The organism is Paenisporosarcina sp. FSL H8-0542 (assembly GCF_038632915.1).
Taxonomy (GTDB): Bacteria; Bacillota; Bacilli; order Bacillales_A; family Planococcaceae; genus Paenisporosarcina.
This window is the reverse complement of sequence record NZ_CP152050.1, coordinates 799,638-815,000: the sequence shown is the minus strand read 5'-3', so window position 1 is coordinate 815,000 and position 15,363 is coordinate 799,638. Positions and strand designations below refer to the sequence as shown.

The 15,363-nt window shown below is 40.0% G+C and carries 15 protein-coding genes; 3 read left to right on the top strand and 12 right to left on the bottom strand.

Annotation, left to right across the window (positions count from 1 at the left end; genetic code table 11):
* Window positions 1-145: 145 nt before the first annotated feature.
* The gene (locus tag MHH33_RS04300) at window positions 146-1,033 is read right to left on the bottom strand and encodes a nucleotidyltransferase-like protein (RefSeq protein WP_016429218.1); all 888 of its coding nucleotides are present in this window, start codon (window positions 1,031-1,033) and stop codon (window positions 146-148) included.
* 127 nt (window positions 1,034-1,160) lie between these two features.
* Between MHH33_RS04300 and MHH33_RS04295 the strand changes: the two genes are divergently transcribed.
* Complete coding sequence (locus MHH33_RS04295) at window positions 1,161-1,505, top strand: YgzB family protein (RefSeq protein ID WP_016429219.1); 345 nt, start codon at window positions 1,161-1,163, stop codon at window positions 1,503-1,505.
* 84 nt (window positions 1,506-1,589) lie between these two features.
* On the opposite strand, the gene perR is transcribed toward MHH33_RS04295, so the two are convergent.
* The 4 genes from perR to bcp form a co-directional block, all read right to left on the bottom strand.
* Window positions 1,590-2,033 (bottom strand): peroxide-responsive transcriptional repressor PerR, encoded by a 444-nt coding sequence (gene perR / locus MHH33_RS04290; protein ID WP_342543036.1) that lies wholly within the window; start codon window positions 2,031-2,033, stop codon window positions 1,590-1,592.
* A 102-nt stretch (window positions 2,034-2,135) separates the two neighbouring features.
* Window positions 2,136-2,687, bottom strand: coding sequence for a cob(I)yrinic acid a,c-diamide adenosyltransferase (locus MHH33_RS04285; protein WP_342543035.1), 552 nt, complete (start codon window positions 2,685-2,687; stop codon window positions 2,136-2,138).
* 1 nt (window position 2,688) lies between these two features.
* Window positions 2,689-3,636: a D-2-hydroxyacid dehydrogenase gene (locus MHH33_RS04280; protein WP_016429222.1), complete on the bottom strand. Its 948-nt coding sequence runs from the start codon at window positions 3,634-3,636 to the stop codon at window positions 2,689-2,691.
* On the bottom strand, window positions 3,633-4,112 hold the full coding sequence (bcp, locus tag MHH33_RS04275; RefSeq protein WP_016429223.1) for a thioredoxin-dependent thiol peroxidase: 480 nt from the start codon (window positions 4,110-4,112) through the stop codon (window positions 3,633-3,635). Before bcp ends, MHH33_RS04280 begins: the two co-directional genes overlap by 4 nt.
* Window positions 4,113-4,240: 128 nt before the next feature.
* Between bcp and MHH33_RS04270 the strand changes: the two genes are divergently transcribed.
* Window positions 4,241-5,530 carry a glutamate-1-semialdehyde 2,1-aminomutase gene (locus tag MHH33_RS04270; RefSeq protein WP_016429224.1) on the top strand — a complete coding sequence of 430 codons (1,290 nt, stop codon included), beginning with the start codon at window positions 4,241-4,243 and terminating at the stop codon, window positions 5,528-5,530.
* A 235-nt stretch (window positions 5,531-5,765) separates the two neighbouring features.
* Window positions 5,766-6,845: an aromatic acid exporter family protein gene (locus MHH33_RS04265; RefSeq protein WP_016429225.1), complete on the top strand. Its 1,080-nt coding sequence runs from the start codon at window positions 5,766-5,768 to the stop codon at window positions 6,843-6,845.
* 181 nt (window positions 6,846-7,026) lie between these two features.
* Here MHH33_RS04265 and MHH33_RS04260 read toward each other — a convergent pair whose 3' ends face one another.
* From MHH33_RS04260 to MHH33_RS04230, 7 genes are all read right to left on the bottom strand, one after another.
* Window positions 7,027-7,920 (bottom strand): ABC transporter permease, encoded by an 894-nt coding sequence (locus MHH33_RS04260; RefSeq protein ID WP_016429226.1) that lies wholly within the window; start codon window positions 7,918-7,920, stop codon window positions 7,027-7,029.
* Window positions 7,921-7,937: 17 nt separating this feature from the next.
* Complete coding sequence (locus MHH33_RS04255; protein ID WP_016429227.1) at window positions 7,938-8,942, bottom strand: ABC transporter permease; 1,005 nt, start codon at window positions 8,940-8,942, stop codon at window positions 7,938-7,940.
* Between the two features lie 149 nt (window positions 8,943-9,091).
* Entirely contained in the window at window positions 9,092-10,696 is a 1,605-nt protein-coding gene (locus MHH33_RS04250; protein ID WP_342543034.1) for an ABC transporter substrate-binding protein, read from the bottom strand.
* A 30-nt stretch (window positions 10,697-10,726) separates the two neighbouring features.
* Window positions 10,727-11,710, bottom strand: coding sequence for a dipeptide ABC transporter ATP-binding protein (locus MHH33_RS04245; protein ID WP_342543033.1), 984 nt, complete (start codon window positions 11,708-11,710; stop codon window positions 10,727-10,729).
* Window positions 11,685-12,704, bottom strand: a complete 1,020-nt coding sequence (locus MHH33_RS04240; protein ID WP_342543032.1) for an ABC transporter ATP-binding protein — start codon at window positions 12,702-12,704, stop codon at window positions 11,685-11,687. The genes MHH33_RS04245 and MHH33_RS04240 overlap by 26 nt, the downstream gene beginning before the upstream one ends.
* 176 nt (window positions 12,705-12,880) lie before the next feature.
* Window positions 12,881-14,632 carry an ABC transporter ATP-binding protein gene (locus MHH33_RS04235; RefSeq protein WP_342543031.1) on the bottom strand — a complete coding sequence of 584 codons (1,752 nt, stop codon included), beginning with the start codon at window positions 14,630-14,632 and terminating at the stop codon, window positions 12,881-12,883.
* A 53-nt stretch (window positions 14,633-14,685) separates the two neighbouring features.
* Window positions 14,686-15,231, bottom strand: a complete 546-nt coding sequence (locus MHH33_RS04230) for a DUF402 domain-containing protein (protein WP_016429232.1) — start codon at window positions 15,229-15,231, stop codon at window positions 14,686-14,688.
* Window positions 15,232-15,363 lie beyond the last annotated feature (132 nt).

Below are 15,363 nucleotides of genomic sequence, written 5' to 3'. Positions count from 1 at the left end.
TCTAATTTAGCACTTTAAAGTAAGAGAGTCAAGCACTTTTTAAATCTATTTTTTCATGCTGTGTTGCTCAGCGACGTTTACTATTATATACAGGCTTTTATTCAAACGTCAAGAAAAAAATAAGACGCTTTTTCAAGCGCCTTATTTACTGTGGTGCTTCCTCATCAATTTGTTCAACTTTATAGTAGCGGTGAAAGATTTTATCACTCTTCGTCTCTATTCGTTCTACGTGGATGTAGCCCTTCTCTACAAGAAATTCAATAAAGACTTCCAAGTCGACCGAATAGTTTCTGAGCTCTTCTTGTTCGTGCAATTCTTGAATCGTCCAATGATCTTTTTGGCTCATGACTTCTAATATATGACGTGACCCGTCTTTGGTTCTTGAATGGATCATAAACTCACTTGCTAAGAACAATAGCTCCAATCTTTTATCGATTGGTTCTTCGCTTGATAGCAATTCTTCATATAGTTTATAGATGGAGGGTTCAATTATTTTGACCTGCGACCAAACAGTTACTTCAGGATGCATGCCGTTTTCAAAAACAGCCAGTCGTGCAAGATGGTGCAAGGAATCCACAATATGATTGTATGCATCCATGTAGTTTTTTTGTTCAAAGAACACTTTTCCTTCTAAATAACGACGCAAAAGTTTTGCAAATTCAATTCCCATTTTAATTTTACGTCCATAAAAGGGAAAATCTTTTAACTCAGTTTTCAATTCATGAACAAATTCATTACGGTCGAACATGACACGTCCATAAAAAATCCAGTCCACGATTTTTCTATTAGTTCCAAGAAGTAACCATTTCCGTAACTGTTTCTCAGTAACAATGTGCATCGCTGCTTTTTTATCGTTAAATGTATAATGTTTCGTAAACACAGGCTGTGTTGCATCTTTAGCTAATATTAAAAGAATAGTATCGAATGTATCCGTTATTTGACTAACTTTTTCTCTCTTCTCGACTAAAATGACGCCGAGCGTATTTGGTTGGCTCGCTCTTTCCTGATAAATAGGACGCAGAATTTGTTCCAACGGAAGTCCCCCTCATAAATTAATCAAAATGGTATATGTTCTTTTTTCGACAAAGGTTGTGAGATTCCTTCAAACGATTTACACTACCAATTATGGTATAGTAAACATGATTAAGGAGGAACACAATATGAAACCTTATAAAAATAAAATAAATCGAATTCGTTCGTTTGCATTATCATTGATTTTCATCGGTTTTGTCATCATGTATATCGGCATCTTCTTCCGAGAAAATCAAATCGTCATGACTCTGTTTATGTTTTTAGGTCTGCTAGCCATTATAGGCAGCACAGGTGTATACGCATGGATTGGAATGCTTTCCACGAAAGCAGTTCAAGTTGTCTGCCCTAACTGCGGAAAGTATACCAAAGTTTTAGGTCGTGTTGATATGTGTATGTATTGTAAAGAACCACTTACATTAGATCCTACTTTAGAAGGTCAGGAATTTGATGAATCTTTAAACCGAAAAAGATAATAACCAAGTGGGCTAACATTCATTATAGAATGTTAGCCCTTTTTTTGTACAAAAAAAAGAGCACCGAAATGCTCTTTTTGTTTACTATTGAACTTTTATAGCTGATGTTTCACAGTTCGGACATGTTCCGTAAATCTCCATACGATGCGAATTTACTTTGAATCCAGTGACGTGAGAAGCTAATTGTTCTACCTCATCTAAACCTGGATAATGGAAATCAACAATTTTGCCACAATTATCACAAATAATGTGATAGTGATCATTGGTAACGAAATCAAACCGACTCGATGAATCGCCATAGGTTAATTCTTTTACTAATCCGGCTTCTCTAAAAACACGAAGATTATTATATACCGTCGCTACGCTCATGTTTGGGAATTTCCCTTCAAGCGCTCTATATATATCATCTGCTGTTGGATGAATCATGGATTGGATGAGAAATTCTAAAATCGCATGACGCTGTGGTGTAATTCGGACTCCTGTTGATTTCAAATTATCCAATGCGTCACGTAAATGCATTTCAGTCATCGCCATGCACCTCACTTCATAAAGATTATTATTTTATAATCGTTACAATTAGTATAAGAAAGAAGTAACGAAAAAGTCAACAAAAACCCATTACATCAAGGCCTACTCAGCGTGTAATCCTTTTTCTTTCTGACCTAGGCGCAAGTTAACGAAGCGTGCAGCAACAAATAAGAAATCAGATAAACGGTTTAAGTAAGCTAAAACAAGTGGAGATACGCTATCGCCAATACTGACCGCAGAACGCTCAGCGCGTCGAACTATGGTGCGAGCTACATGCAGGGTCGCCCCGGCAGGATGACCGCTAGGCAAAATGAAGTTTTGTAATGACGGCAACTGCGCATCCCATTCATCGATTAAATTTTCAAGTTTTGTGATTTCACTATCTTCCAGTTTCCATTTCACTTCTTTTCCAGCAGGTGTGGCCAGTTCCGCTCCCACATGAAAAAGGGTAGTTTGGATTTGATGGAAAGCTTGCAAAACAGTCTCTTTTTCTTCAAAAAACTCATTTTGGATAAAACTGAGGGCAACTCCTATCATGGAATTCGCTTCGTCGCATGTACCATAAGCTTCTACCAAAGCATCATTCTTTGCAACTCGCGATCCATAAATAAGTGAAGTTGTCCCTTTGTCGCCTGTTTTAGTATAAATTTTCACGTTAATACCCCTTTTCTAAGTCTATGACATTTTGAAAATTCGATCCCGTTTCCATCCATTCATGTAGGTTATGCCGGAAAATCTTTAGAGCTCGTGGTACATATTCTGAAGAATGGCTGGAAACATGAGGTGAAACAATAACCCCTTCCATTTTCCAAAGCGGATGACTGTCATCAAGTGGTTCACTCTCAAAAACATCAAGAACAGCATAAGCAATTTGACGTTCCTTCATTGCTTGTATGAGTTGTTCCTCTTTTACCAGATCACCACGACCAAAATTCATAAAAATTGCATCTTCCTTCATTAATACGAAATGATTATATGTAATAAGACCCCTTGTTTCCGATGTACTTGGTAAGACAGAAATGATGATATCAACTTTGGGTAGTTCTTCATTTAATTGATCAAAAGTAATCATTGCATTCATGTTGGGTGCTTTTCGCCCAGAGCGATTGCAACCAATTGTTGTTACGCCAAACGCTTGCAACAACCGACCGATTTCACTGCCGATAGCACCAGGGCCAATTATCAGAGCCGTACTTCCAAAAAGCTCCATAGACCCTGAGCGCTTACTCCATTCACTGTTTTCCTGTTGTTTATACATCCACGGTAAAGCACGTTTAAGGGCAAGTAAATGTGCTAGGACGGATTCAGACATTGGTGTTTTGTGAATACCTTTGACATTGGTAACTAAAATGTTTCGCTTCGCAATATCACGAAGCGGCATTTTTTCTAATCCCGCAGAAGCAACCATGAGCCATTTCAACGAAAGTGCTTGATCAAGTGTTTCTTTTGAAATATCTTCGCCATAGGTCACAATGATTTCAGCTCGTTTAAGTGCATTTTCATCTTTAATAGAAGAAAAAATGAACTCAACTTTCGGAAACTCAGTCAGTAATTCTTCTATCAAATATTCCTTAACCGGAAAAGTAAAAAGTACATTGATCATTTAGCTGTCACTAATTCACGCAAAGTTACGAGAGCATCTTCCACGTGTCCCTTCACTTTTACTTTACGCCATTCTTTTACGACAGTTCCCGTCGGATCGATTAGGAATGTGGAACGTTCGATTCCCATATATTCTTTACCAAACATTTTTTTAAGAACCCAAACTCCATACGACTCTGCAACTGCATGGTCTTCATCAATCAATAATGAAAATGGTAATCCGTGTTTTTCAATGAACTTTGTGTGCGCTCGTTCCCCGTCTGGGCTGACTCCTAAAATAACGGCATTCAGGTCACGGAAAGATTCGTGCATATCTCTGAAATCACACGCTTCAGTTGTGCACCCTGGAGTAGAATCTTTCGGATAAAAATAAAGCAGCACATATTTATTCCCAGCGTAATTTCGCAGTGAAACTTCTTCCCCTTTTTCGTTTCGTAATGTGAAATCTGGTGCTTGCATGCCTTCAAGTGTTGTCATGAACATTCCCTCCACTTTACTATTTGTTTAATCGTACCTAAGAATGGCAGGAGTTTCAATTTTCTTGGCGTTCTCCTTCCTTTTTGTCTATTATTAAGGATGTTAGAAAAGGAACGGAGGATATAAATATGAATAGAACTAAGTCAGAAGCATTACATGAAGAAGCTTTACAACATATCGTTGGAGGCGTTAACAGCCCTTCACGTTCATACAAAGCAGTCGGTGGCGGTTCACCAACTGTCATGGAAAGAGCACAAGGAGCATACTTTTGGGATGTAGATGGCAACAAATACATTGACTATCTTGCAGCTTATGGTCCCATCATTACTGGGCATGCCCATCCACATATTACGCAGGCCATTACTAAGGCAGCTGAAAATGGATTATTGTATGGTACACCTACTCCTCATGAAGTGAAATTCGCAAAAATGCTGAAAGAAGCTATGCCTGGGATGGATAAAGTCCGTTTTGTGAATTCGGGAACAGAAGCGGTCATGACGACGATTCGAGTATCACGTGCTTATACAGGACGTACCAAAATCATGAAATTTGCTGGATGTTACCATGGTCATTCGGATTTGGTTCTTGTAGCTGCCGGTTCTGGCCCTGCGACACTGGGTACTCCTGACTCTGCTGGTGTCCCTAAATCTATCGCAAAAGAAGTAATCACCATTCCTTTTAATAATCCAGAAGCTTATAAAGAAGCGATGGAAAAATGGGGCGACGAAATTGCTTGTATTTTAGTTGAACCTATCGTCGGTAATTTTGGGATTGTCGAACCGAAAGAAGGCTTTTTACCTCTTGTGCATGATATTGCCAAACAAAAAGGTGCACTTATTGTTTATGATGAAGTAATTACAGCATTCCGCTTCCACTACGGTGGTGCACAAGATTTACTTGGTTTGACACCTGATTTGACTGCTCTTGGGAAAATCATCGGGGGTGGCTTGCCAATCGGCGCATACGGCGGACGAAAAGAAATTATGGAACAAGTCGCACCACTAGGACCAGCTTACCAAGCGGGAACTATGGCAGGAAATCCAGCGTCTATATTATCTGGAATTGCATGTTTAGAAGTACTGAAGCAACCGGGTATATATGAAGAAATGGATCGTTTAGGTGCACTGTTGGAAGAAGGTATTTTGAAAGCAGCCGCTAAACATGACGTGACAATCACAATCAATCGTTTAATGGGTGCATTGACAATTTACTTCACGGATGTGAAAGTAGAAAATTATGAACAAGCCGAAGCGACTGATGGCGAGATTTTTGGACGATTCTTTAAACTAATGCTGGAACAGGGTATCAACTTGGCTCCTTCGAAGTATGAGGCTTGGTTCCTGACGACTGCTCACACTGAAGAAGATGTTAAACAATCGTTAATCGCTGTGGATTATGCATTTTCAAAACTTGCCTAAGTATGGTTGACCCAAAAGCTGCCCTGCTGTAAAGTAGCAAAAAGCCTGTCACTCAGAAAGCAATCCAGGCCAATTTAGACAGACTCTTGTGTTGCAACAACTCGATGGAAACCTTTTCTCGATGGAAGGAATGAAATGGAGGTGCAGTCTGGTCTAACAAGCTAGACAATAAAGAGTTTCAGAAAGGCATTTTATTAAGCCTTTTTTAAGAAGTCGGAAAGGAAATAAAGCATATATGAAACTTGGTGCACGAATCGTTAAAACAGGTGTCGCAATCGTTTTTGCGCTCTACATGGCTGATTTATTGCATTTACCGTCTCCTGTTTTTGCAGGAATCGCGGCAATATTTGCCCTTCAACCTTCCATTTACCGCTCCTATTTAACAATTATTGAACAGATTCAAGGTAATATTATTGGTGCAGGAATTGCAGTTATTTTTGCTCTTTTATTTGGCCACAATTATGTAGCCGTGGGTTTAGCCGCTGTTATCACGATTGCTATCATGTTGAAATTAAAATTAGAGAAGTCCATTTCACTTGCGCTTGTGACAATTATTGCGATTATGGAAGTACAGAACGATGACTTTATAACATTTGCTCTAATTCGTTTTACAACTATTGTGGTCGGTGTGCTTGCCGCATTTGTAGTTAACTTAGTATTCATGCCACCGAAGTATGAAACCAAGTTATTTCAATCGATTCATTCGACTACCGATGAGTTGATTCGCTGGACGCGATTAGCGGAACGTCAAGCTTCTGAACATAATGCCACAAAACATACGCTTGAAAAGTTGCGAGAACGATTAATAAAAGTCGATCAGTTTTATTTATTCTATAAAGAAGAGCGTAGCTACTTCCGAAATGAAAAACGTGCGAAAGCCCGAAAACTTGTGGTATATCGTCAAATGATTTCAACCGCTAATAAAAGCTGGGATGTTCTGAAACGTCTTCATTTACATGAAAATGAATTGGCCAATCTCCCAGATCAATTTCGTTTGATGATTCAAGAAAGACTGGACTTTTTGTTGACATATCATGAACAGCTACATCTGAAATATACAGGAAAGTTAAAACCGGAACATTCGTTTTGGAACGGCAGTGATGCTACGCTTCAACGTCATGAAGTAATGGAAATATTCGCGAGAGAAATCGCACTCTCCAAAGAAGAAGAGTCTTTTTCTTCATATCATTTACTGCATGTACTTTCTGCAATTTTGGATTATGAAGAACAACTGGAACACTTAGATACGCTTATCATTTCCCACCAGAATTATCACGGTGAAGAAATAAAAGTCGAGCTTGAAGATGGATTTTAATTGATAGGGCAGTCATCTCTTCAGTGAGATGGCTGCTTTTTCGTGCAGACGATTTTCATTTTTTCCCTACCCCGACTAAAATGCTTATTTGTCCAACTAACCGGAAGCTCAGCCAACAGACGCCCTACATCCCATAAAAAGAAGCCATTCCCTAAAAAGGAATGACTTCTTCAGTAACTAACTAGTTCTTCATGCGTGGATCCAGTGCATCACGCAATCCATCTCCCATTAAATTGAATCCCAATACCGTCAGCATAATGGCGATACCTGGGAAAATCATGGTCCAAGGAGCATTAATTAAATACATTTTGGAATCTGCCAGCATTTTGCCCCACTCCGGAGCCGGAGCTTCTGCACCAAGACCAAGGAAACCAAGTGCTGCCGCTTCAATAATGGCGGTTGCTATGGCAAGTGTGCCTTGCACGATAACTGGTGCCATTGAGTTCGGTAAAATATGCGAGAATAATATTCGGATATCCTGCATACCGATTGCTTTTGCTGAAGTGATATACTCTTCTTCCTTAATACTCAAAACTTTTGATCGAATCAATCGACCGAAGTTCGGAATGTTAATGATGGCAATGGCAATTAATGCATTTTGCAAGGAAGGTCCCAATACCGATACGACAGCGATTGCCAGTAAGATACTTGGAAATGCGAGCATGATATCGAAAATGCGGGAAATAACCGCATCCACCCACTTACCATAATAACCTGCTACAATTCCTAAAATACTTCCTGCAACCACCGAACCGATTACTGAGAAGAATCCAACCCATAATGAAATACGTGCACCATGGATAATGCGAGACAATATATCTCGGCCCATGTCATCTGTTCCGAACCAATGAGCAACAGATGGTGCCTGCAATCGATTGGGTAAATCTTGCTCATTTATGCCTTGTGGTGCTATCCAAGGTCCTATGAATGCCACGATGATAAAGAAGAGAACAATCCCAGCTCCGACTACGGCGACTTTACTTTTCTTAAAGCTTCGCCAAGCTTCATGCCAAGGGCCCGCTACTTTATCTTGTTGTGCTACTACATCTGATGGTTTAGGCGCGAATCCGACCATTATGAGATTCCTCCTTCTTAATCGTATTTAATTCGTGGATCAATCAAACTGTAAAGAATATCAATTAACAAATTAATCATAACGAAGATAAATGCCACGACAAGAATACCTGATTGGATTACTGGGTAGTCGCGGAAATTGATTGCTTCATAAATGTAACGGCCAACTCCCGGCCACGCGAAGATGGATTCTGTTAATATGGCACCGCCAAGCAGTAATCCCATTTGCAGACCGATAATTGTCAGAACTGGGATGATTGCATTTTTCAATGCATGCTTGTACACAACCCAGAACATTTTTTGACCTTTCGCACGTGCAGTACGTACATAATCCGATCTCATTACATCAAGCATGCTGGAACGAGTCATACGGGCAATGATTGCCATCGGAATTGTCGCAAGGGCTAGCCCTGGTAAGACCAGATGTTTCAATACAATGCCTAATTGATCAAAGCGTCCTTGAAGAATAGTATCCAACACATAAAGATTGGTTATTGAATCTATGGGATTCCTGACGTCTTCACGTCCTGTAGTTGGAAGAATGCCAAGCTCGATTCCAAAAATATATTGCATCATCAAACCAAGCCAGAAAATCGGCATGGACACGCCAACTAGCGCTAATATCATGGCTGTATAGTCAAACCATGAGTTTTGGAACCAGGCAGAAATGATACCTGCATTGACACCGACAATGACTGCTATAAGAACCGCAAATAGAGATAATTCAAATGTAGCAGCTAGATACGGCCAAATTTCTTCAGAAACTGGTGTAGTTGTCCGTAGAGATTCTCCAAGATCACCCTTTAACAATCCACCTAGATAATCAAAATATTGGACATACCACGGATTGTCTAATCCGAGCTTTGCTCGTAATGCCTCAATCGCTTCTTTCGTCGCTTGTTGACCCAAAATAACTTGTGCTGGGTCCCCAGGAATGGCACGAATAATCATAAAAACGACAAACGTCATGCCCAGCAAAACTGGGATTAATTGCAATAGTCTTCTCCCGATATAGTGAAGCATTGTCTTCACCTCTCCATCTGATGCGATATGTAAATCAAAATTCTTAGTGGACCAATATGACTGCAGCCCGTTTCCACGATTTCATTTCATTTGTTTTCGTAAATAAAATGGGGAGAAATCACGTAGACTTCTCCCCATCAGTCAGTTTGTTACTTGAAGTCTACTTCTGCTAACTTATCAGAACCAGTCGGATGTGGTAAGAAGTCTACCAGATTCGCTTTACCTGCAAGAAGTGGAGTAGAGTGAGCAAGCGGTACCCACGGAGCGTCTTCGAAAATGATTTCTTGAGCTTGACCGTAAAGTTCATTTCGCTTGTCTTCATCAACTTCTGATTGTGCTTCAATTAGGATGTCGTGTAATTCGTCGTTGCTATAGTATGAATAGTTATTGCTTCCGATATTGTCTTTATCAAGTAATACGTATAGGAAGTTATCCGCATCACCATTATCACCAGTCCAACCTAACATGAATGCATCTGCTTCTCCGTTACGAGCTTTTTCCAAGTAAGTTGCCCACTCGAATGTAACGATTTTCGCTTTGATGCCAACATCAGCTAAGTTTGATTGAATAACTTCTGCCACTTTTTGGCCATCTGGCATATATGGACGTGGTACAGGCATTGCCCATAGTTCCATTTCAAAGCCTTCTGCAAGACCAGCTTCAGCTAATAGTGCTTTTGCTTTTTCTGGATCGAAATCATATCCAGCAATGTCGTCATTATAGCCGCTGATTACTGGAGGCATTGGGTTTTTCGCTACTTCAGCGCGACCTTCAAAGAATGCATCTACGATCGCTTGTTTGTCAATTGCATGGTTAATTGCTTGACGTACTTCCACTTTATCAAATGGAGGACGTGTACTAGTTAAACCTAAGTAACCAACGTTCATTGATGGACGTTCGAATAATTGCAATTCTGAGTTGCTTTCAACAGATTTGCCATCAGCAGGATTTACACCATCAGCCAAATCAATTTCACCTGTGTTTAAAGCGTTCAAACGAGCTGAGTTATCTGGAATTGCTTTGAAAACTACTTTATCAAGTTTAGGAAGACCCTTAACCCAATAATCTTCGTTCTTTTCAATTGTGATTGAATCATTACGTTTCCACTCGACAAATTTGAATGGTCCAGTACCTACTGGATTATCGCCGAATTTTGCTCCTTGTTCTTCAAAAGCTTTCGGGCTCGCAATACCGAACGGGCTCATTGCTAAGTTTTTAAGGAATGGTGCTTGTGGACGTTTTAATTTGAACACGACTGTGTAATCTCCATCTGCAGTAACAGAATCGATAACATGTCCTTCATCACCTTTGTAACCACCGAACATTGATGAATAGTAATAGAAGTCTTCACCAGAACCATTTGCCCAACGCTCAAAGTTAGCTACAACAGCTTCTGCATTGAAGTCAGTACCATCATGGAACTTAACGCCTTCTTCCAATTGGAATGTATAAGTTAAGCCATCCTCTGAAGGCTTCCATTCTTTTGCAAGGCCTGGGTTGATTTCTGTATCTTGTTTACCGAAGTTCACAAGTGTTTCAAAAACGTTTTGCGTTACTTTAAATGATTCTCCATCAGTTACAGTTGCCGGATCTAGAGATACAGAATCTCCACCACGACCAAACACTAAAATTTTCGGTTCTTTTTCGTCGTCTCCGCTGTTTCCGTCTGATGAATCAGATTGACAGCCCGCTAAAATCGTTGAGAGGACTAGCATTGTTAATAAAGCAAGTGACCACAGTTTCTTCTTACTCAAATTGACCCCTCCATATTGTTTGTTTATTTATCATTGTTGCGCATGTTCACCGTATAGGTGGCAGGCAACAGAATGACCTGGTTCAACTTCTTCTAACTTCGGTACGATTTTTGTACACACATCCATTTTAAAAGGACAGCGCGTGTGGAAAGTACATCCCGACGGAGGATTTGACGGACTAGGAATATCTCCTTTTATAAGCATTTGTTCCCGCACAAAATTCGGATCCGGAATCGGTACAGCAGACAACAAAGCCTGTGTATAAGGGTGAAGTGGCTTGTCATAAAGCAACTCACTTTTAGCAAGCTCGACCATTTTGCCTAGATACATAACCCCTACTCGATCACTTATATGACGAACAACCCCTAGATCATGCGCGATAAATATATAAGTCAGGTTTAATTCTTTTTGTAAATCCTGCATCAAGTTCAACACTTGTGCTTGAATGGACACGTCAAGAGCTGAAACGGGCTCATCTGCAATAATCAGTTTAGGGTTCGTCATGAGCGCACGGGCAATGCCGATACGCTGACGTTGTCCACCACTGAATTGATGAGGATAGCGTTTTGCATGGTAACTGCTTAACCCAACAATCTCCAGAAAATCATGGACTTTCTTTTTGCGGGTTTTGGCGTCACCGATTCCGTGTACAATCAGAGGCTCCTCCAAAATCTTCTCAATGGTATGTCTAGGATTTAAGGAAGCATATGGATCCTGGAAAACCATTTGAATTTCCCGGCGTGCCTTTCGCATATCATCATCGGATATATTCGTCAGTTCTTTACCATCGAAAACTACTTTTCCCTCTGACGGTTCTAGTAATCTCATAAGCATGCGACCGGTAGTAGATTTCCCACAGCCAGACTCGCCCACAATTCCCAGGGTTTCGCCTTTATTTACATAAAACGATACATCATCAACCGCTTTTACATGCCCAGACACACGACTGAGTAATCCTTTACGTATGGGAAAATACTTCTTAAGTCCTTCAACTTTCAACAAGGGTTCTGTCATGAGTGGATACCTCCTGATCTTCGTACAAGAAGCATCTTGTCTTATGTACCGATGCAGTTTTATACAATTCTGGATTGTGTGTCAGGCACTTTTCAAATGCAAACTCGCATCGTGCAGCAAAGCGACATCCAGTATTTATGGTACCCGGTTTTGGTACATTACCGGGAATTGAATATAAACGTTGTTTTTTATAACGCATGTCCGGAACGGATTGCAACAATCCTTTTGTATATGGATGTTGAGGGTCTTTAAAAATCGTTTGAACCGGACCTTCTTCAACAATTTTGCCCGCATACATGACCACAACTCTTTCACAAGTCTCTGCCACAACCCCAAGATCATGTGTGATTAACAAAACAGCTGTATTCAATCGTTCATTCAAGTCTTTCATCAATGCCAGAATCTGCGCTTGAATAGTTACATCAAGTGCAGTTGTCGGTTCATCTGCAATTAACACTTTCGGATCGCATACAAGAGCCATCGCTATCATGACCCGCTGTCTCATCCCACCTGATAATTGATGCGGATATTCTTTCATCAATTCATTAGCACGCGGAAGACCTACAAGGGTAAGCATTTCAATTGCACGTGTATTTGCTTGTTTTTTTGACCAGCCTTTTTTATGGATAAGAATGGCTTCCATCAATTGATTCCCTATTGTGAACAATGGATTCAAAGATGTCATAGGCTCTTGGAAAATCATTGCCACGTCGTTGCCGCGGACTTTACGCATTTCTTTATCGCTTAATTTAGTTAAGTCCTTATCGCCGAAAAGAATTTCACCACCAGTAATTCTACCTGGAGGACTTGGTACTAACCCCATAATGGATAAAGAAGTAACACTTTTCCCACAACCAGATTCCCCTACGATACCGAGTACTTCTCCTTCATGTACGGAAAAATCAATATTGTCTACTGCGGGAATTACTCCGTCATCTGTGAAAAAGGATGTTTGAAGACTTCTTACTTGAAGAATCGCTTTTCGTTCACTCATGATGATGGCCCTCCTTTTCCTAGCATACGAAATAAATAGTTTTATTAGTATCATTATTTCAGAAAATTCGATATGTTCTTTATTATACAAATAATAATTATAATTGCAATATTTATTATATAAGTCATACTTCTATTGTTTAACAAAAAAAGGTTCCCCTTTTCAGGAGAACCTTTTTAGTCTATATCCAGTTGTTGAACTTGAAATAAGTTGTAATATATTCCCTTCGAATTCATTAATTCATCATGCGTTCCTTGTTCCTTTAGTTCGCCATGATCAATAACAAAGATTTGATCCGCATGAGTAATCGTCGAAAGGCGATGGGCGACAATAATCGTGGTCCGGTCATGTGCCAAGCGCTCCAAAGAGTCCTGTATCAAGGACTCGCTTTCCAAGTCCAACGCAGAAGTTGCTTCGTCCAAAACTAAAATTGGAGGATTTTTCAGGAATACGCGCGCAATGGCAACACGTTGTTTTTGTCCTCCTGACAACTTGACTCCACGTTCCCCGACTTTCGTCTCGTAACCTTCGGGTAGCGAAACGATAAAGTCATGAGCGTTCGCAGCTTTTGCCGCTTCAATTACTTCGTTTTCCGTAGCATCTGGACGTCCCATAAGTATATTTGCTTTCACAGAGTCGCTGAACAGTATGTTATCTTGCAATACTATTCCAATCTGTTCGCGTAATGAATGAAGTTTTACATCTTTAATATCCTGGTCATCTATTTTGACCGAACCGCTTGTTGCATCATAAAATCGGGGAATCATACTGATGATGGTCGACTTCCCACCTCCGCTCATTCCTACAAAAGCAGCTGTTTGACCTGGCTCTACCGTGAAATTCATATTATTTAACACGAGATTATTTTCTTCCTCGTATTTGAAAGAAACGTGATCAAACTGCAGTTTCCCTTTAATAGTCGGCATATCCTGCGCATTTGGACCATCTTCAATATCGTATTTTTCATCCATTAGTTCGAATACCCGGTCCATTGAAGCAAACGCTTGCGTCAGTGTAGTTGATGAATTGACCAATCGTCTTAAAGGATTATAAAGACGTTCGATATACGCGATAAACGCAACCATTGTCCCGACAGATAAATTTCCATTGATAACTTGATATCCAGCGTAGGCAATAACCAAAAGTGGCGCAACATCCGTAATGGTGTTGACTACAGCAAAAGCTTTCGCATTCCATTTTGTATGATCAACAGCCTTGTCAAGAAACTCGCCATTTGCTTTATCAAAAATTTGCTGTTCATGTTTTTCCAAAGTAAAACTTTTAATGATGCTCATACCTTGGACACGTTCATGCAAATAACTTTGGACACCCGCCAGTGCTTGAGACCGTTTTCGAGTTAGGTCACGCAATCGTCCGAAGAAGTATTTCACACTGAACGCATAGAATGGGAAAGCCAGTAATGTAACGAGAGTTAATGGAACATCCATTGTCAGCATGATCGCAACAGCAATCAAAATCGTGGCTAAATCCAACCATAAATTCATTAAGCCAATCATGACAAAGTTTTTGGTTTGTTCAACGTCGTTGATTACACGGGAGATGACTTCTCCAACCCGTGTGTTTGAATAAAACCGCAAACTCAGGCGTTGCAAGTGTGCGTATAATTCTTGTCTTATATCATACAAAATTTTGTTACTGACAAGTTGTGCATAGTATTGTCGGTAATACTCAATCGGAGGTCTTACAATGAAGAATACGAGTGCAGTTCCGCCCAGCCAATAAAATAACTGCCGCGTCTTTTCCGCATCTGTCAATGTATCTACACTGATGATATCGTCAATTACAATTTTAATTAATAGTGGAATAAATAACGGGATGGCAAATTTGACAATCCCAATGGCAACCGTGAGGACAATTTGCCAAGTATATGGTTTAACAAACTTCATGTATCTTTTTGTACTGCTCATCCGTTCACTTTCCTTTCCAAATGAAAAACCTGTTGGGATTCAACAGGCATCATTTACTCACGTATTCGAAGTTGCTTGTGAAATAGGTAACGGCTTGTCCACACCTCGATAAAATCTGGTGCAAATGGTCCTTTTCGTTGTTTAATCCAACTAATTAGTTTTTCCACATTACGATGTAAGATCGTATCAATAACCTCAGGATAATTCATTTGCTTTTTATGATCTTCAAATTCATCTTCGTCCAAAATTGTAAATGTCATATCTGGGAAGACTTTAACATCTAAGTCGTAATCAATGTATTTTAAAGATTGGTTATCGTAAATAAATGGTGAACTAATATTGCAGTAATAGTACACACCATCTTCGCGCAACATACAAATGATATTAAACCAGTGTTCAGCATGGAAATAACAAATCGATGGTTCCCGTGTTAACCAAGTGCGACCGTCTGACTCGGTAACGAGCGTGCGTTCGTTCGCGCCAATGACAATATTTCTTGTCCCTTTCAGAACCATTGTTTCCTGCCAGACGCGGTGGATTTTGCCGTTATGCTTGTAGCTGTGGATCTGAATCGTTTCTCCTTCTGCTGGTATTGACATGGATAAGCCCACCTTTTCGTCAAAGCACAATATATATAAATCTTGCAGTGTACTCATTATACCAACCAATTTACAAAAACTGTAGCAAAAAAATCAGCGAAGGCATAAGCCCTCGCTGATTAGTGGTGAATA